This is a genomic window from Piscinibacter sp. XHJ-5 (assembly GCF_029855045.1).
Classification (GTDB): domain Bacteria; phylum Pseudomonadota; class Gammaproteobacteria; order Burkholderiales; family Burkholderiaceae_C; genus Albitalea.
The window spans coordinates 1,753,473-1,772,291 of record NZ_CP123228.1 but is presented as its reverse complement, the minus strand read 5'-3'; the positions used below and the strand labels follow the sequence as shown (position 1 = coordinate 1,772,291).

Here is an 18,819-nt window from a genome sequence, read left to right as displayed (position 1 = left end):
TCCCGCTACCCGACCTTCTTCACGCCCAAGCGCTCGGGCACGTCGGTGAACTGCAGCTCGCTCGCGACGTCGGCGTCGATGTCGGCGCCGCTCGGCACGAATGGATAGGGCTTGGCCAGCTCGGCGAAGAACGCGTCGACCTTGTCCTCGAGCTTGCCGTCGCCGGCGAAGACCGCGCGCTGGAACTTCTGCGTCTTCTGGTACCAGTCGGCCATCTTCTGGATCTGGCCCAGGTTCAGGCTCGGGACGGCGTCGTAGCAGACCAGCGTCTTGATCTGCCCGCGCGCGACGTACTGCACGATGTCGCGCGCCGTCGCGTCCGAGCCCGTCGGACAGCCGATGCATGTGCCCCAGATCTTCTCGAGGTTCGTCTTCCCGTTGAGCACGAAGTCGTCGAAGTACTTCTCCAGGCTGCTGTCGAACTGCGAAATGAAGTAGAGGGTGGGGCCGAACTCGGTGCTGGTGCCGACGAACCAGCGCGCCGTCCGGATCAGCCCAAGTTGCGTCGTCGCCTCCGAGAACGTCCTTCCGGGTCCTCCCCAGAAGGGTGCCTCGCGGCTCAGCGCATTTGCGAGTCCGACGAGATCGGCATCGGGCTTGAGAGGCCACATGCCCATGAATTCGTGGATCTCCTCGCCATTGGCGCCCCTCATGATGCAGCCGGGGTGACGCAGGTCCCAAGAGGCGGCGCTCGTGGCCGGTTCAGACTGGATTGCATGCCGAGTCATTTGCAGAATTTCCTCTGAAGTCGATTGGATGTGCTCAGGATACGAAGCCGCTGCGCGCAAGTAGTCAGCGAATCGTCGGGATTCGGTCGGCGTTCGGATCAACGCCGGATCCGCGCCGCGCGGCCCTATACCAAAGGCGTAGACGTCCGAACCTGCGTGCAATGGCGTCTTGCACGCGCGGCGACTACGCTCAAGAGCATGGCAACGCATGCGACAGCGGATTCCGCTTCCACCAGGCCTTCCCTGCAGGTCCGCTTCGATGCATTCGAGCTCGACGAGGCGAACGCGCGCTTGCTGCGCGACGGTAGGGCCGTGCCTATCGCGCCGACGCCGTTCGCGCTGCTGTGCGCGCTCGTGCGGCAACCGAGGACCTTGCTCACCAAGCACGCATTGCTCGACGAGGTATGGGGCCACCAGTTCCTCACCGAGTCGGCCCTGAAGACATCCATCAGCGATCTGCGCGCGGCGCTGCGGGACGACCCAAAGCAACCGCGCTACATCGAGACGGTGTCGCGGCGCGGGTATCGATTCATTGGTGCGGTGAGCGCAGCCGTGGCGCCGGCGGCCGCAACCCCGGGCGACCCGAGCTCCGCGGCTGCGCGATGGCCTGCCCGGTCATCGATCGGCCGCGCGGATGCACTCGGGCGCCTGGGCAGGGCATGGCAGCTCGCAGGCGCAGGCAAGCGCCAGATCGTCTGGATCGCCGGCGAAGCGGGCGTGGGGAAGACTACGCTGATCGAGCGCTTCATGGCCGAAGCGGGCGACGTCCAATGCGCCCACGGCCAATGCGTCGACCAGTACGGCGAAGGCGAGCCTTGTCTGCCGGTCCTGGAAGCGCTCACGGCGTTGTGCCGGCGCGATGCGGGGCTGGTGGAGCTGATCCGCGCCGTCGCTCCCACATGGCTGCTGCAACTGCCGTGGCTGAGCAGTGCGGCAGAGCGCGAGGCGCTCCGCCGCGAGCTGACCGGCACCGGCCAGATGCGCATGTTGCGGGAAATGGGGGAGCTGCTCGATCGCTACACGGCGGATCGACCGCTGCTGCTCGTCACCGAGGACCTGCACTGGAGCGATCAAGCGACTGTGCAGCTCATCGACTACGTTGCGCGCCGTCGCACCGGCGCTCGACTGCTGTGGCTTGCGAGCTTTCGCCTTTCTGAAATCATCGGCGCGGATCACCCGCTCGCGGCCGCGCGGCGGGAGCTTCGTCTTCATCGCCTGTGCGACGAGATCGTGCTCGACGCGTTCTCCGAACGGGAGGTCGGCGAGTACCTCGCCGCGCACGTTCCCGAGCTCGCGCAGGACGAGACCTTCGTGCGCGCGCTGCACCATCGCACCGACGGCTTGCCGGTTTTCGTCGCCGATGTGGTGAACGATCTCGCGCAGGGAGAGCACGCCAGCGTGAACGAATCGACTGTGCGGTTGCGCCTGGCCTCGATGTCGATTCCGGAGACGCTGAGCGGCATCGTCGAACGCTACGTGGAACAGCTCGAACCCGACCAGCGCGCGCTGCTCGAGGCCGCAAGTGTCTCCGGCGTCGAACTCAGGCTTCCCGTCGTTGCCCAGGTGTTGGGCCGCGACGTGGCGTCGGTGGCCCAATCGTGCGCAGACCTGGCGCGCCGGCAACGGTGGCTGACGGACGTGACGCCGATACAAGACCTGGCGGCGCTCGACGCCGCGTATGCCTTCCGCCACGCACTCTATCGGGAGGTGCTCTACAACCGCCTCGGCCGGCCCGCTCGCGTAGAACTGCATCGCAACGTGGCAGCGTCGCTGGAGCGCGAGCGTGCGGAGGGACGGAATGTCAGCGCTGCAGAGCTGGCCTCGCATTTCGAGCTCGGCCGTGAGCCGATGGCGGCGCTGCGCTACTACGCAGAAGCCGCCGAGTCAGCCCTGCTGCACTTCAGCCCTGCTCAGACGATGAGCCTGACCGAACGCGCGCTGTCACTGCTTCCGCAGACCCTGCACAGCGACGCGCAGACGGCTCTGGAGATCACACTCACCGCGTTGCGAGGCGCGGCAGCCAACCAGATCGTCGGCTTCACCTCGAACGACGGGAAGCGGGCCTTCGAGCGCGCGCTGGTGCTGCTCGACGACGTGCCGCAGCACCCGTTGCGCAGCCTGGTCCTCTCCGTGCTGGGGCTGATGCTCTTCCTGAGAGGAGAAGCGGCCGCGGCGAGCACCATAGCGCGACGCAGCGAATCCCTGTCCGGGGCGACCGGGGACCGCGCGGTGCTGATCTGTGCCTGCCTCGTGCACGGATTGGTCGAGCACGTGCACGGACGGCCGCGTATCGCGCGCGAGTGGCTGGAGAGGGGCGTCGATGCCTGCGAAGCGCTGGACGCCGCTACGGCGCCGGCGGTGTTTGCCGCAGACCCGGCCGTCGTCACTCTCTGCCTGCTCGCCCTCGAGTTGCTGCAGCTCGGTTTCGTCGACCAGGGTCGTGCCCGCATGCGAGCTGCGTCTGTCCGCGCGCTTGCGTTGCGCGAGCCGGCGCCGCAGATGGCCGCGCTGTGGCTCGAGGCGATGTTCGAGCAGCGCGTGGGCAATGCCGAGCGGGTCGCCGACCTTGCGCAGCGATTGCTGGCGCTGGTCGACGAGTTCGCGTTGCCGGACGGCCATGCCGTGCATCTGTGGTTCCGCGGCTGGGCCGAAGCGCAGCTTGGGGACCCACGTGCAGGTTATCGCCTCATCCGCGAGGGTCATGAAGAAGCCCTCAGGCTCGACATGCGCGCCTACGCCGGCGAAACGCTCGGCTATGCGACCGAAGCCCTCATCCGCGCCGGTGATTGGCTTGCCGCCCGGCAGCAGCTCGACGAAGCGATGCAGCTCGCCAGCTCGACGGGCGAGCGCAGTTGCCTGACCCAGTTGATGCTGCTCGATGCCCGGATCGCGGATGCGCTCGGCGAGCCGGCGCGGGCGCGCGAGTCGGTGCGGCAGGCCATCGCCGAAGCGCGCGCTCAGGAAGCGCTGTGGCCGCACCTCATCGCGACGACGGCGCTCTGCGAGCGCGCCGATGCAAGCGACGAGGATGCCCGGTCGCTGGGTTCGCTGCTCGACGGATTCACCGAAGGCCTCGATACCGCGCCAGTCGCAAGAGCTCGGGCCCTGCTCGGCCGAGCGGTGCCCGCGCTTTGCTGAAGGCGGCCACGATACTGCTCATCCGGCGGGCCGCTCGATCCGGCCATCGGCGTGGCGGGCGAAGCGAGCGGGTTCGCGGCCGTGAACAGGCTCGCCATCCGGCCACGGCCAGCCGCCGAACTGCGTCCGCTGGTAGTCGGCAAAGGCCTGCCTGACCTCCTGCTCGTTGTTCATCACGAACGGCCCGTGCTGCACGACCGGCTCCGCAATGGGGCGCCCTTGCAGCATCAGGAACTCCGCCTTCGCGGGGCCCTGGTTGACCAGCTCGACCGGCGCATGCGCCGCCAGCCCGATGGCCGCATGGCCATCGACCGCCAGCGGCCCGACACCGACGCGGTCCCCGGCGAAGAAGTACAGGCTGCGGCGCGTCTGGCGATCTCGCGCGGCCGGCAAGGTCCAGCGGGCACCGGGGTCGAGCTGCACCGTCCAGATCGCGACATCGTTGTCGGCGGACGCGGCCCACGAATCCGGCGGCGGCCCGGGCGGTGCGAGCGCGGTGGACTCATCCGACGGCCTGCCGGCCACGCACACGACTTCGGCGCGAGCGCCGGAAGGCGCCGTGGTCACGAGTCGCGGGATGTCCTGCGACCAGAGCATCTTGAAGTGCGGCGCCGCGAACTTGGATTTCGCGGGCAGGTTGAGCCAGATCTGGAACATCTCCAGCGGATTCGGCGCCGTCGTGTCCAGCAGAGGGAACATCTCGGCGTGCATGACACCGCTTCCCCCAGTCAGCCATTGCACGTCACCTTGACCGTAACGCGCCGCGGCGCCCAGCGAGTCCGAGTGATCGATCCATCCTCGGCGCACGATCGTCACCGTTTCGAACCCGCGATGCGGGTGCGGCGGGAATCCCGGCACCGTGGTGCCGTGGTACATGCGCCAGCCATCCGCATTGACGAAGTCCTGGCCCAATCGATGACCGGCGAGCGATGCCGCCGGTCCATGGTGGCCGTTGGCCTTCGGGTAGCGATCGTCGTGGTACACGCAAAGGAGGAAGGGATCGATGGTCGCCCAGGGAAAGCCCAAGGGCGCGATGCTCAGGACAGGACTTTCCATCAGGGGCTCCTTTTTCACGCGCATGCTTGCTCGAGCAGCTTCAGCTCGTCCAGGGCTCGGTCGATCGCCTGCTTTCGCGTGTCGGCTCCGAGATTCAGGCCTTCGGCTCGCACCAGCTTCACGTCCGTGATGCCGATGAACCGCAACACGGTCTTGAGGTAAGCCTCCTGATGATCCACAGCGGCCTCCATCGGCGTGCCGGCGATGGCGCCTCCGCGCGACGAGATGATGAGCGCCTTCTTGCCGGCGGCGAGGCCCACCGGCCCCTTGTCGGTGTAGCGGAACGTGCGCCCCGGCTGCGCCACGCGGTCGATCCAGGCCTTCAGCGGCGACGGAATCGAGAAGTTGTACATCGGCACGCCGAGCACGAGAACGTCGGCCCGCAGCAGTTCATCGATGAGGGTTTCGGTGAGCGTCAGCTCGGCGGCGATGTTCCTTCCCGGCTCGCTCGGGTTTGCCGGCGAAGGCCTCAGCGCGCTCAGCAGCTCGCCGCTGAGGTGAGCCGGCGGATTGACCGCCAGGTCGCGATACTTCACCTGGACGTTTTCGTGGCCCGCGCGCAGGGTTTCGATTGCCACCGCGCTGAGTTGGCGCGAGGCGGATGCAGGCCCGGAGGCGCTGGAGTCGATGTGCAGGACGATCATGGGATGCCTTTGGTGGAAATGATGTCGGCAGGTTATGGGCAGGCGCCTCGCCCCACCAGACGCGCGGCGGCAACAGTCCATTCTTTCGCTGGCAAGGGTGAGAAGCAGGCGCTTGCCGACAGGCCCAGGATCGAAGGCAAGTCGCGTTGCAGTACAAGAACCGTTCGGGCTGAGGTATCGAAGCCCTGGTCGACGAAGTCGGCCGAGCACGGGCTGCAGGAGTCGCGCCCTTCATCGGCGCGGCGAGCCCTTCGATGGGCTCAGGGCGAACGGTGCCGCGAATCCTGTCGACACCCTCTCAGAGATACCAGGACAGGCTGAAGGTCCCGAACTCAGCGCGCTGCCGCTGGGTCTCGAATGTCTTGGTGAAGAAGGTTCTGCCGACAAAGAAGACGAAGTCCCGATGTCGCGCGGTCACGCCCAATGTGGCCATGCCGATGAAGGGTTCGGAGTCGACCGATCGGCTGTGCCTGAACACCGTCCCGTCGAGCGGGAGGTAATGCGCAACCCCGTATCCCGCAACACCGCCGGAAAGGGACACGGACCATCGGTCCACCGGCCCGACTCCAACCGTCGAGGCCGCATTGAAGCCTTGGCGCAGTGCTGTTCCGCCCGGCGCATCCACCAGGTTCCAGCCGACCTCGCCGTACATGCCCAGCCCAGCGCCGGTGAAGTAGTTGCCGAGACCCGCGTTGACCACTGGAAAGACTCTCCACGAAGCCGACTTGCCCAGCTTGCCTTGTGCCAGCAGGTACGCGCCCGTGTAGCCGACGTTGAGGATCGGCTCGTTCGGAAGCTGCGTGTCCCAGCCCATCGGCTTGTCGGCGTCGATCGCCTTGTGCCACCAGGTTTGCACGCGGTCGGCTCGCGACGACGGGCCCACCATGCCCACTCTGAGCTGCCAGGCATGCATCGAACGCTCGCCTCGCGCATAGACGACATTGTCGAGATACACGACGCCGGCATAGGGCTGGTCGTCGCCGGGCGGGTTCGCGGCCTTGATGTCGTCCGGCGTATGCATCTCCTGGGCCAGCGACCAGGCCACATAGGTGCGGTAACCGTCGTTGCCGACGAACGGCAGAAACGACGCGGCTTCTCCCCAGCGGCGGACAAAGCTCCGCTCGTCGTAGGTGTCCGTGGCTCTCGACACCCACGTCACGCCCATGCCGTTCGTGTAGTTGTTGTCCGAACCGGTGGGGGCGTCGTTTTCCAACGTCACCGTCCAGGCGCCGCCATGGGACGCGCTCGACTGCGCGGCGCAGTCGAGGGCGCCGAATGAAAGCAGCGCCATCAGTGTCGACGCCACGCGCGACGCGTTCATTGGAGCGTCCCGGGCCGCACGGCCGGCCTTGCGAATTCCCGTCCGATCACCGTGCGGGCATAGAAGTAGTTGCAGCGTGCTCGCTCCCCGAGGTTGTCGAGGTCGACCCTGCCGGCGGCATCGCATGGGAAGCTGAGCGCGGGGCGGGCGCCCAACAGCGGGTCAAAGCGCAACTCGAAAGCGGGAGGTGTCTTCTCGTGGTGTTTCATGCTCGTCTCGTCGTTCATGCTTCGGATGAGACAAGCGTAGGTCGCAGGACGGCGAGGGTGGTCGCGGTACGGTCGCCGTTCGGTGGCCGTTCAGTCAGCGGATCGCGTGCAGCTGGACGTCAGTTGCGCACCGGCACGATGCTGAAGCTGGCCACGCCTTCCGACGTGGCCAGCTGCTGCGCGAGCGAGGCAGGCGACGCGGCGCGGAAGCGATCCAGCGCCACCACGCAAAATCGCCACATCGGCCGGCTGTCGGTGAAGCTGATGCGCAGGCCGTCGCGCAGCACCCGATAGCCGTGCGACTCGGCCTTGGCAATCAGCTCCTCGAAACTCGGCGAGCCGGTCGAGCTGAAGGTCAGGCACACCTCCAGCGTCGAGCGTCCGGGAAGCCATGCCTCCAGCCGCTGGAGCATCGACATCGACAGCACGCACAGCAGCGCCATCAGCAGCGCGGCCGCATAGAAGCCCACGCCCAGCAGCACGCCGATGGCCGAGACGGCCCAGATCGATGCAGCGGTCGTAAGGCCACTGATGCTCAGCCCATCCCTCATGATCACGCCGGCGCCCAGGAAGCCGATGCCGGTGACCACGCCTTGCACCACCCGCGTGGGATCCACGAGCGCGTCGCTCGTGGCGCCGCCGTACCACAAAGGCGCATGGCCCACGAACACCGTGAGCGCCGTCGAGGCCATGCAGACCAGACCGTAGGTGCCCATGCCGGCCGCGCGGCCGTTGTACGAACGCTCGTAGCCCACGAATGCGCCCAGCAGCAGCGCGCCGATCAGGTTCAGGGCGATGAAGCCGTTGGCGGCGAGGAAGGCGCCGCTCCAGTAGTGTTGAAGGTTGTCCAGCATGGGGTTCACGGATGCCCGCCCGGCAAGGCGCCGTGCTCGGTGAATGTGGCGTGACGAACCAGGTGGTCGAGGAATGCGCGCGTGCGCGTGGGCACGTGGCGACGACTGGCGAAACAGGCCACCAGCGTGAAGCGCTCGGCCAGCCACGGGGTCAGCACGCGTTGCAGGCGTCCGGCGCGCAGCAGCGGCGCCGCCACCTGAAGCACCTGACTGCTGATGCCGGCACCCTCCACCGTGCCTCGCAGCACGGCTTCGTGGTCGTTGCAGCACAGCACCGGCACCACCCCCACCTCCTCCATCCGGGCCGGCTCGTTCTCGTGCACGAAGCGGATCGCGCTGGAGGGCAGGCCGGGGAACACGACGCGGATGTACGCGTGTTGCAGCAGTTCCTGCGGCGCCTGCGGTTCGCCATGGCGGCGCAGGTAGTCGGGCGACGCGCAGAAGATGCTTTCACTGGTCACCACGGGCCGCACCACCGCGCCGGCGGGCAACGGGACCTGGTCGGTCAAGAGGGTGAGGTCGTGCCCCTCGACGTCCCGGTACGCGAGCATGTCGGAATGCAGCTCGATCGTCACCTTGGGGTGCAGCCGGCGGAACTCGGCGATGGCCGGTGCCACCAGGTGGGTTGCCATGCCGGGCAGCGCGGCCACCCGCACGATGCCGGACATCTCGCGGGAATGGCTGTTGACGTCGTCCTCGGCGCTCTCGATGTCGCTCAGGATGCCGCGCACACGGCTCAGATAGGTCTCTCCGGCCGGCGTCAGCACGAGACGGCGTGTCGTGCGCTGCAGCAGCCGGACACCCAGATGGCTCTCCAGGTCCACGACCAGTCGCGTCACGACCGAAGGAGACATCCCCATCTTGCGGGCGCCGGCGGCGAAGCCGTTCTCCGCCACCACTTGCTCGAACGCCTTCATCGATTGCAATCTGTCCATGTCATCCTGCCAGTCGATCGATTCAATGTGCGGACAAGAGGCTGACGACGGCGCCGATGAACGTCGGATCCGCAGCCAAGGTCCGCTCCCTCGCCACGAACCGCTGCGCCACGTCGCCCGTCAGCATCGCGACGGCCGCGCGCGTCAGCATCTCGGGGCTCATGTCCCTCCTCAGCGACCCTTGGTGCGCGCGCGCCTCGAAGTCGGCAGCCAGCCTGCTCACCAGGTCTTCCGCCATGTCGTCGGGGCCGGACGCCACAGGGGCAAGGCGGTACTGCAGGCGCCGCGGCCAGCGCGCCCACAGGTCGCATCTCACTTGCTCCAGCAGGCCGGGCAGGTCCATGCTGCCCGCTCGCTCCGCAACCAACTCCTCGCCGCGCTCCGGCCCGGCCATCGCCCGCACGAACAACGAGCGCTTGTCGCCGAAGCGATTCGCGATCGCAGCCCAGGTCAGGCCGACCGCCGAAGCGATCTGCTTGGTGCGCGCCGCGTAGCCTCGCTCGAGGAATACCGAGCGGGCACGGGCCAGGATCTCTTCGTCGGTGAAGGTAGTGCGACGGGTCATGATCGCAGCCGGCTCATCGCGCTTTCATGCCGGGTCCTTCAGGAGGCCAGCACCACGTGGCCTGCAGCCGGATCGGTGCCGCCGGCCGGCTGATCGCGGCGGACCTTGAACCACGCGGCGTACAGGGCGGGCACGAAGAAGATGGTCAGCACCGTGGCGATCGTCAGGCCGCCCATGATCGCTAGAGCCATGGGGCCCCAGAACACGCTGCGCGTGAGCGGGAGCATTGCGAGCACGGTGGCGGCGGCGGTCAGCACCACCGGGCGCGTCCGGTGCAGGGCGGCATCGACGATCGCATTCCAGGGGTCGCGGCCTTCCTCCATCTCGATGCGCACCTGGTCGATCAGGATCACCGAGTTGCGCATGATCATGCCGCCGAGCGCGATGATGCCCAGGATCGCGACGAAGCCGAGCGGGGCGCGGAACGCCAGCAGGGCTGCGACCACGCCGATCAGGCCGAGCGGGGCGGTGAGGAACACCATCGCCATCTTCGAGAAGTCCTGCAGCTGGAGCATCAGGATCAGCAGGATGGTGAGCACCATCACCGGAGCCACGGCGGCGAGGGCCTTGTTCGCCGTGTCGCTTTCTTCCACGGCACCGCCCACGTCGACGCGATAGCCGGCAGGCAGCCTGGCGCGGATCTCCTTGAGCAGCGGGTCGATTTCCTTGGTGACGGACACGCCCTGCTCGCCGTCCTTGACGTCGGCGCGCACGGTGATGGCCATGTCGCGGTTGCGCCGCCACAGCACCGGCTCTTCGAGCTCGTACTTCACCTTGGCCACTTCAGCGAGCGGAACCACGGTGCCGGCGCGCGTGTAGATGTTCACGTCCTTGATCGTGTCCACATCCAGGCGCTCCTTCGGCACGGCACGCGCGACGATGTCCACCAGGTTCTCGTGCTCGCGCAGCTGCGACAGGGTCGCGCCGTTCATCACGCTCTGGGTCACGAGGTTCACGTCGGCGGGCGTGAGGCCCAGCGCTCGCGCCTTGTCCTGGTCGAGCTCGACCTTGAGCGTGCGCACCGGATCGTTCCAGTCGAGCTGCACGTCCCGCACCTTCGGGCTCGAGGCCATGACACGTTCGACCTCGCGTGCAATCTCGCGCACCTTCTGCGTGTCGGGACCGACCACGCGGAACTGCACGGGGTAGCCGACGGCGGGACCCATCTCGAGGCGGGTGACGCGCACCCAGGCCTGCGGGAAGTCCGTGTCGGCCGTGGCCATCAGCCGCAAGCGCACACGTTCGCGCGCCTCCATGTCCTTCGTCATGACGATGAACTGGGCGTAGCCGGGGTTGGGCAGCTCGGGAGACAGCGCGAGGTAGAAGCGCGGCGCGCCGGCGCCTGTGTAGGCGGTGAAGAAGCGCACTTCCTCGTCCTTCTTCAGCACCGCTTCCATGCGCTTGACCTGTTCGGTCGCTGCCTGGAACGACGAGCCTTCCTTCATGCGCAGGTCGAGGATCAGCTCGGGGCGCTCGCTGTTCGGGAAGAACTGCTGCGGGACCAGCTTCATGCCGGCCAGCGCGAGCACCAGGGCTCCTGCGGTCACGGCGATGATGAGCCAGCGCTTCTCCAGCGCGAAGTCGATCCAGCCGCGCAGCTTGCGGTAGAACGGCGTGCCGTACGGGTCGGTGCCGTGGTGGTGCTGGCCGAAGTCCTTCGGCAGCATCTTCACCGCGAGGTAGGGCACGATCATGCCCGAGCAGAGCCACGAGAACACCACGGCAATGCCCACGATCCAGAAGATGCCGCCCGCGTATTCGGCGGTGGTGGAGTGCGCGAAGCCGATGGGCATGAAGCCGGCGACGGTGATGAGCGCACCGGACAGGCGCGGCATCGCCGTCGAGGCATACGAGAAGGCGGCCGCCTTGACGCGGTCCCAGCCTCCTTCCATCTTCACCACCATCATCTCGATCGCGATGATCGCGTCGTCCACCAGCAGACCGAGCGCGATGATGAGCGAGCCGAGCGAGATGCGCTCCAGGTTCCAGCCCATCGCGAGCATCACCATGGCGACCACGCCGAGCACCAGCGGCACCGAGATGGCGACGATGAGTCCGGTGCGGAAGCCCAGGCTCAGCAGGCTCACCGCCATCACGATCACGAGCGCTTCCATCAGCGAGCGCTCGAATTCCCACACGGAATCCTTCACGGTGGTGGGCTGGTCGGCGACGCGCTCCAGCTCCACGCCGTGCGGCAGTTCGGATTGCACCTTCGCGACCGCGTCTTCCACGGCCTTGCCGAGCTCGACGACGTTGCCGTCGTCGGTCATCACGATGCCGACCATCAGCACGTCCTGGCCGTTGTGGCGGATGGTGTAGGTCGGCGGGTCCTGGAAGCCGCGCTTGACCGTCGCGATGTCGCCGAGCTTGATGGTCCGGCCGTTGGCGGCGATCGGCACGTTGCGGATGTCGTCCAGATTGGTGAACTGGCCGCTCACGCGCACGAATACGCGGTCGTCCTTCGTGTCGATGGAACCGCCGGGCATCATCGCGTTCTGGCTCCTCAGGCTCTCGGCGATCGCCAGCGGCGTGATGCCGAGCGCGGCCAAGCGCTGGTTGGAGAATTCCACGTACACCTTCTGGTCCTGCTTGCCCAGGAGATCGACCTTCTTCACGTAGGGCACCTTGAGCAGCCGGCGCTTGACGTCCTCGGTGATGTCGGACAGCTGCGCATGCCCGATGCCGTCACCCTTGACGGCATAGAGCAGCGAATAGACGTCGCCGAACTCGTCGTTGAAGATCGGGCCGACGACGCCCTCGGGCAGTTCGAGCTTGAGGTCCGAGAACTTCTTGCGCGCCTGGTACCAGGCTTCCTGCTGGTCCTTGTGCGACGTGCCGCCCTTCACGGTGATCGTCATGCCGCCGTAGCCCTGGCGCGCAAAGGTGACGACCTTCTCGAAGTGGTCGAGCTGCTCGAACTTCTTTTCGATGCGGTTCAGGACCTGGTCCTGGATCTGCTGCGCGCCGGCCCCGGGCCAGATCACGGTGGCCGTCATCGACGGCACGGAGAACTTGGGGTCCTCCAGCTGGCCGAGCCTGGTGAAGCTGAAGACGCCCGCGATCGAGATCACGATGATCAGGAAGAGCACCACGGCGCGGTGCTCGAGCGCCCATTCGGTGAGATTGAAGTTGTTCATCGGGCGGCCTGCTGCGTCGTGTCGAGGGCCGCATCGGGCAGCGCCACCTTCAGTCCGGGGGCCATCTTCTGCACCCCCGCGGTGACGACCTGCCCCCCGGCCGGCAGGCCCGAGACCAGCGCGAGGTCGTTGCGATAGCCGTGCACCGCCACCGGCATCGGGTCCACGCTGCCCACTGGCTCATTGCCGACGCGCTTGACCAGCCAGACCGCCGGACGGCCGCCGGACTGCGTCAGCGCGGTGGCGGGAATCGCGGCCACTTGCGCATCCGAGATCACCCGATCGGTCACGAGCGTGGCGGTTGCGCCCAGCGGCAGCGGCCGGGCGCTCACCGGCTTCAGCCTGGCGCGGTAGGTGCGCGTCTGCGCCGCGGCCTGCGGCGACATCTCACGCAGCGCCAGCTCGAAATGCTCGTCCGGCGAGCTCGCGAGCGAGGCCTTGAAGCGGGCCGTCTTGAAGGCGGCCAACTGGTCTTCCGGCACGTCGACCACGATCTCCGGCGTGCCGGGGTCGGCGATGGCGACCACCGGCTGGCCTTCGGCGACCACCTGTCCCACCTCCAAGCGCACGGCAGTGACCACGCCGCTGCGCGAGGCGCGCAGCACGGCGTACTTCACGCGGTTGCCCGCGAGCTCGAGCTGGCGGGACAGCGCACCCTCGGACGCCTGCGCCGACTGTGCGCCGCTGTGGGCCTTCTCGTCGTCGGCCACGCTCACCGAACCGTCGGCCTTCAGCGAGCCGAGTCGCTTGCGATCGGATTCGGCCTGACGGGCCACCGCGACGGCGGCCGTCCACTGCTGGCGCGCGGCCTCCTCGGCCAGCCGGTAGTCGCTGTCGTCCAGCACGGCGAGAACATCGCCCTCGCGCACGACCTGGCCGACGTCGACCAGGCGCCGCGACACCTTGCCGCCCACGCGGAAGGCCTGGTCGACCTCGAAGCGGGACTGCACGGTGCCTGCGTAGCGGTTGGCCTCGCGGGTGGCGTCATAGACGATTTCGGACGTGCGCACCGGCCGGCGTGTCTCGACGGGCGGCTTGTCCGGGCTGCAGGCGCTGAGCAGCGCGACGACGGCCAGCGTGACGGCCGTGGCATGGAAGTTCTTCAAGGCAGTTCCTCGTTGGTGGTCTGTGCGGGATTTCAGGAATGCGGCGCGCTGGCGCCGGCGGCAGTGGATCGCGCTTGAGCTCGCGCGGCCGGCTCGAACACCTGCCAGCCGCCGCCCAGCGCCTTGTAGAGCTGGACGCTGTCGAGCAGCAGCCGCGTGCTGCTGTCGTTGGCAGACAGGCGCGCCGCCAGTCGCGCGCGTTGCGCATCGAGCAGCGGCAGCAGGTCGATCTGCCCGCGGTCGTACAGGGATTGGGCGCGGCCCATCGCCGCTTCCGCGGAGGTGGCCGCGGCCTGCAGCGATTGCGAGCGCTGCCGTTCCGACGTGAGCGAGACGAGCGAGTTCTCCACATCCTCCAGCGCGCGCACGATGCCGTCCTCGGCGCGCAGCAGCGCTTCGCGCTGGCCGCTCTCGGCGATGTCGTTGATCGCGCTCGTGCGGCCGGCGTTGAAGATCGGCATCGCGAGCAGGCCCGCCACGTTGGTGAAGCGGGCGGAGCCCAAGCCGATGCTGTTCAGCTCCACGTTCTGGCGGCCGAACGACGCGTCGAGGAACAGCCGTGGAAACCATTCGGCCGCGGCCTGCTTGCGGCGCGCATTGGCCGCGTCCAGCTGCGCCATCAGCGCCAGCACATCGGGCCGGCGCTGCAGCAGCGCGGCCGGCTGTCCGGGCGTGATGTCCGGCACGGCCACGTCGCCGCGCCAGGGCTCGATGCTCGCTGCCTGGAAGGCCTGGCCGCCGGTCAGCACGGCGATGCGATGCCGCGAGACCGCCGCCATCGTCTCCAGCGGCGGGATCTGGGCGTGTGCCGATTGGGCGTCGGTCTGCGCGCGTTCCACGTCGAAGGACGTCGCCAGGCCTGCCCGATGGCGCGCCTGCACGAGGCGCACGGTCTCGTCATGGGCGGCCGAGATGGCGCGCAGCATGTCGAGCTGGCGCAGCGCGCCGACGAGCGCGAAGTAGTGGGTGGCGACGTCGGTCATCACCATCAGGCGCACGCCGCGCACGCCGTGCTCCGCGGCCAGCGCGTCGGCGGACGCTGCGGACGCACCCGCGCGCAGGCGGCCGCTCAGGTCGACCTCCCACGCCACGTCGAGGCTGGCGCTGCCGTTGCGGGTGTCCGGCGTCAGCTGCTTCACCGCGTCGCCGTAGCCGCTGCTGCGGTCGCTGGCCGACCCGACCGCGCTGACGCTGGGCGCCAGGAAGGAACGGCTCAGCTTCACGCCGGATCGCGCCGCGCGCAGGCGCTCGGCGGCAATCTTGATGTCGCGGTTCTCCTGCGCCGCGAGGTGCACCAGTCTCGTCAGGACCGGATCGCCGAAGCTGTCCCACCAGGCGGCCTCGGGTTCCATCTCGGAGGCCGTGCTCGCGGTGAACTTCGCCGGCACCTCCACCGAGGGCTTCAGCACCGGCGTGGAACAGCCGGTGAAGACCAGTGCGATCGATGCGGCCAGCGCAGCCGCCGCGACGAGGCCGGACAGGCGCTCGGCGTGTGGGTAGGTCGCGTGCCCGATGTGGGGGGTCAGCGAAGAGGAGCTTGAAAGTCGCGGCATCGAATGGATCTCGTGTGGATTCGAGGTGTTGTCAGCGTAGGGGCCGGCGCGTGCCGAGTCGTCAGCGTTGGGTCGTCGTTCGGTCGCCATTTCGAGCGCTCAGTCATTTCCTGGCGCGGCATCACCGGCCATCGGCGTCGGCCGATGCGAGGTCGGACGCGATCGACGCCAGCAGCTCTTCAACCGACGCAAACTCGTGCTGGCGTCCGGTGACCAGGTTCTCGAGGCGGCCCGCGAAAGCCTGCGGCGTGGCGTCGGCGCGTAGCTTGAGTACGTAGGCCCGGCGGTTCGGGTACTTGGATTCAGAGTTGAGGACCATGGCTCGCGAGGGGATAAGTAAGACTCGGCCACAGCGTAGGCCGGCCCCCTGGCGGAGTCGTCAGCGAAAGGTCGTGCTTCGGTCGTGACGGCGGTCGCGGGCAACCGCGGACCGATGGGCGAGCTGGATCTCCGGATCAGCGCACGCGCGAAGCGGCCTGCTGATCCACTGCGGCCCCGCCCGCTTCAGGCCGGGTCCGCCATCTGGAGCAGCGAGCGAGCGCGCTCCACCGGCTCGGTGTCGCCCGCTTCCGGCAACTGATCCACGAGCGCGGCGAGGTTCCGACGCTCTCCGGCTTCGGCATCATGGTGCGTACACAGCTCCACCAGCGCGAGCAGCTCCAGCCACGGCGCTTCCTGCGTGCGCGCCTCTTCCACGGCACGGCGCACCGAGGCCGCGCCCGCCTGGGGCTTCCCCTGAGCGCGTGCGATCGTGGCCTGGAGCAGCAGCAATTGCGGCAGGTACACGCCCTCGTCGAGCTCGTCGGCGATCTGCAGCGCTTCCTGCAGCTGTGCCTGCGCGCCCTCGACATCGCCGGCCAGCAGCAGCGCTTCAGCCGCATAGCCCAGGACCTCGCTGGCGCCGGCGCGCATCCCGAGCCGGGTGTTGCGTTCGTAGGCCTCGCGAATGAGCCTGTGGCCCTCGCGGGGCCGGCCCTTGTGCGCCTGTTCCCAACCGCCGAACCACTGGCAGGCCGTCTGGCCGTGCGCGAGCGAGGACTCGTCGACCAGGGCCTGCATTTCGTCGACCAGGGACGCGACGCCGTCGTGGCTGCCCATGCGCACCTCGAGCAGCGCCTCCTGCCAGACCGCGACGAGGCGCGTCATCGGCTGCCGCAATTCGACAGCGCGCGCACGCGCCCGCTGTACCAGCGCCCGGCCCTGCTGCACGAGGCCGCAACGCACGAGGTCGATGGCCAGCATGCCCAGCAAGGCGACCTGGGGGTCGGCCGCGAACACCTGGTCCGCCGTCAGGTCCAGCGTTTCGGAGATCGCGAGGCCGCGCTCCAACCACGAGCGGGCCGCCTGCGTGCGGCCCTGCATATGATGGGCCTCGCCGTGCAGGAAGCACGCGACAAGCAACAACACCGGATCGTCCGACACGGATGCGAGCGCTTCGGCGCGCTTCGCGACCACCAGCGCCTCCACGTACTCGCCGCGCAGGTTCGACAGATAGCCGAACCCATGCAGCAGTCGGCCGCGCATCGGATGCTCCGGCACGCCGGCCAGCAGCGCGTAGCCGCGCTCGAAGGCGTTCATCGCCTGCGAACCGACGCCGAGCGAGTGGAAGGCCGACATGCCGTGCAGCGTCGCGAGCGTGAGCTCCAGCGCGTCGCGCTCGGCCCCCTCCGGCGCCTGCGGCACCAGTGCCCGCCCGCGCTCGGCACGGCTGATGCAGGCTGCGGGGCTGAAGTGCAGCAGCGCGCCTTCGGCCGCTTCGGCGTAATAGCGCAGAGCGGCCATCGGCTGCCGGCCGCGGTCGAAGTGCATCGCCAGCTCCGACGCGGCCACCGCCACCCCGGCCGCGCGCTCCCGCTCCAGGGCTGAGCCCACCTCGCAATGCAGCTGCATGCGCGCGGCGGACGGTGTACGGTCGTAGAGCACTTGACGGAACAGCGCATGCTTGAAGGAATACGGCGGGTAGAGCGCACCGCCCTCCTCTGCAGCACGCGGCGGGGCGAGCCATACGTGTTCGCGCACCAGCGCGTCGCAGCCCAGCGCCACCGAGGCGATGTCACGCTCCAGCGCCAGCGCCAGCGTATCGACCCGGAACTCGACGCCGCAGACCGACGCTGCCGCGAGCAGCGAGCGCTGCTCGCTGTCGAGCCGGTCGATGTAGTGGTCGATGATGGCGGCCAGATTCTCGGGAACCGCCACCGCCGCAAGCCGGCTCTCTCCGTCCGCGCCGTCGTCGGTGCGCTCCATCACGTCGGTGACGACCGACGAGACGAACAGCGGCACGCCGTCGGTGCGCCCGTGCAGAGCACGGACGAAGGCCTCATCGCGCCCGAGCGAGGGCGAGTGCTGTGCGATGTACTCGGCGACCTCGGTTTCGGAGAACGGGTCGAGCACGATCTCTTCACACAGCCGGTGCAAACGCAGCTCGCGCCGCAAGGGATTGAGGGGATGGTCCGTCGCCACCACCTCGGCCACGCGGAAGGTCGCCAGCCACATCAGGCCTGCGCGGCCGCGCCGCCGTGCGACGTGGTCGATGAGCTGGATCGTCGCGCGGTCGCTCCAGTGCAGGTCTTCCGTGACCAGCAGCAGCGGCCGCTGCTCGGTGTAGCGGTCGAGGAGCTCGCCCATCTCGCGCAGCATGCGGTCAGGACCGACGCCGGCCAGTTCGCGGCGCAAAGCGTCGCGTTCCTCGGAGGTGCTGAGCCACGGCAGCTGCAACAGCCAGGTCGGGGCGACCGTGCGAAGCAGCGCGGGCAGGTCTGCCTCCTTGCGGCACAGCTCGGCCAGCGCCTCCAGCACAGGCAGATAAGGCTCGCCGGTGCCGTAGTGCTCCACGCACTGGCCGCGCGCGACGGCAACGCCTCCCAGGCCCGCCGCGAAGTGCTCGATCAGCGTGCTCTTCCCAATGCCCGGCTCGCCGGCCACCCACACGACAGCCCGCCGGCCGCTGCAGGCCTGGCTCCAGGTGCGGCGAAGTCTGGCGACCGCATCGGTACGGCCGATGAAGGACAGCGATTCGCTCGGGCCGGTGAACACATCAATGGTGGGCGCTTGCGGTGGTGCAGGCTCAGCGGCTGGAACGGCGATGAAGCGGTAGCCTCGCCGCGGCACGGTTTCGATGAAACGCGGCTCGCGGGGGCTGTCGCCGAGGGTGGTGCGCAGGTCGCTGATCGCGGTCTTCAGCACCGATTCGCTGACGAACTGGTGGCCCCAGACCGTGTCCAGCAGCGCATCTTTGGTCAACAACGCGCCCGGCTGGCGCGCCAGCGCGCACAGCAGGCTGAAGGGAGTCGGTGCGAGTGCGACGGCCTTGCCGCCGCGCAGCAGGCAGGCATTCGCCTCATCGAGCTCGAAGTCGTCGAAGCGGAGGCGGACCGGATTGGAGGTGGAGAGCGGGCGGGGCACGCGATACGCCGTGCGATGAGATCGGGACCAATTATCGCTGCGGCATGCAGCGCCACCGACGTCTACTTCCGCGAATCAGTCCCATGAGCTCAGCTCGCACACAGAAAGAACGCATCGTGAACAGCCTCCGCCCCATCATGGCCATCTCGTTGTTCGCGGCCACAGCCACCG

General features: G+C 68.4%; 14 protein-coding genes. 1 reads left to right on the top strand and 13 read right to left on the bottom strand.

Going from position 1 to position 18,819, the window contains the following annotated elements:
- Positions 1–5: 5 nt before the first annotated feature.
- Entirely contained in the window at positions 6–653 is a 648-nt protein-coding gene (locus P7V53_RS08340; protein WP_280155019.1) for a hypothetical protein, read from the bottom strand.
- Between the two features lie 105 nt (positions 654–758).
- Here P7V53_RS08340 and P7V53_RS08335 point away from each other — a divergent pair, with 105 nt between their 5' ends.
- Positions 759–3,866, top strand: coding sequence for an AAA family ATPase (locus P7V53_RS08335; RefSeq protein WP_280156462.1), 3,108 nt, complete (start codon positions 759–761; stop codon positions 3,864–3,866).
- Positions 3,867–3,884: 18 nt separating this feature from the next.
- Here the strand turns inward: P7V53_RS08335 and P7V53_RS08330 are convergent, their stop codons facing one another.
- The 12 genes from P7V53_RS08330 to P7V53_RS08275 form a co-directional block, all read right to left on the bottom strand.
- The gene (locus P7V53_RS08330; RefSeq protein ID WP_280155018.1) at positions 3,885–4,922 is read right to left on the bottom strand and encodes a pirin family protein; all 1,038 of its coding nucleotides are present in this window, start codon (positions 4,920–4,922) and stop codon (positions 3,885–3,887) included.
- A gap of 14 nt (positions 4,923–4,936) precedes the next feature.
- Entirely contained in the window at positions 4,937–5,566 is a 630-nt protein-coding gene (locus tag P7V53_RS08325; RefSeq protein WP_280155017.1) for an NAD(P)H-dependent oxidoreductase, read from the bottom strand.
- Between the two features lie 298 nt (positions 5,567–5,864).
- Positions 5,865–6,887, bottom strand: coding sequence for a lipid A deacylase LpxR family protein (locus P7V53_RS08320; protein WP_280155016.1), 1,023 nt, complete (start codon positions 6,885–6,887; stop codon positions 5,865–5,867).
- Positions 6,884–7,114, bottom strand: a complete 231-nt coding sequence (locus P7V53_RS08315) for a hypothetical protein (RefSeq protein ID WP_280155015.1) — start codon at positions 7,112–7,114, stop codon at positions 6,884–6,886. Before P7V53_RS08315 ends, P7V53_RS08320 begins: the two co-directional genes overlap by 4 nt.
- A 101-nt stretch (positions 7,115–7,215) precedes the next feature.
- Complete coding sequence (locus P7V53_RS08310) at positions 7,216–7,950, bottom strand: MgtC/SapB family protein (RefSeq protein ID WP_280156461.1); 735 nt, start codon at positions 7,948–7,950, stop codon at positions 7,216–7,218.
- Between the two features lie 5 nt (positions 7,951–7,955).
- Positions 7,956–8,885, bottom strand: coding sequence for a LysR family transcriptional regulator (locus P7V53_RS08305; protein ID WP_280155014.1), 930 nt, complete (start codon positions 8,883–8,885; stop codon positions 7,956–7,958).
- A 22-nt stretch (positions 8,886–8,907) separates the two neighbouring features.
- Positions 8,908–9,450 carry a TetR family transcriptional regulator gene (locus tag P7V53_RS08300; protein WP_280155013.1) on the bottom strand — a complete coding sequence of 181 codons (543 nt, stop codon included), beginning with the start codon at positions 9,448–9,450 and terminating at the stop codon, positions 8,908–8,910.
- A 38-nt stretch (positions 9,451–9,488) separates the two neighbouring features.
- On the bottom strand, positions 9,489–12,587 hold the full coding sequence (locus tag P7V53_RS08295) for an efflux RND transporter permease subunit (protein WP_280155012.1): 3,099 nt from the start codon (positions 12,585–12,587) through the stop codon (positions 9,489–9,491).
- The gene (locus P7V53_RS08290; RefSeq protein WP_280155011.1) at positions 12,584–13,693 is read right to left on the bottom strand and encodes an efflux RND transporter periplasmic adaptor subunit; all 1,110 of its coding nucleotides are present in this window, start codon (positions 13,691–13,693) and stop codon (positions 12,584–12,586) included. The genes P7V53_RS08295 and P7V53_RS08290 overlap by 4 nt, the downstream gene beginning before the upstream one ends.
- Positions 13,694–13,725: 32 nt before the next feature.
- Positions 13,726–15,246 carry a TolC family protein gene (locus P7V53_RS08285; RefSeq protein WP_280155010.1) on the bottom strand — a complete coding sequence of 507 codons (1,521 nt, stop codon included), beginning with the start codon at positions 15,244–15,246 and terminating at the stop codon, positions 13,726–13,728.
- A gap of 121 nt (positions 15,247–15,367) precedes the next feature.
- Complete coding sequence (locus tag P7V53_RS08280) at positions 15,368–15,565, bottom strand: hypothetical protein (protein WP_280155009.1); 198 nt, start codon at positions 15,563–15,565, stop codon at positions 15,368–15,370.
- Between the two features lie 185 nt (positions 15,566–15,750).
- Entirely contained in the window at positions 15,751–18,648 is a 2,898-nt protein-coding gene (locus tag P7V53_RS08275; protein WP_280155008.1) for an AAA family ATPase, read from the bottom strand.
- Between the last annotated feature and the right edge of the window lie 171 nt (positions 18,649–18,819).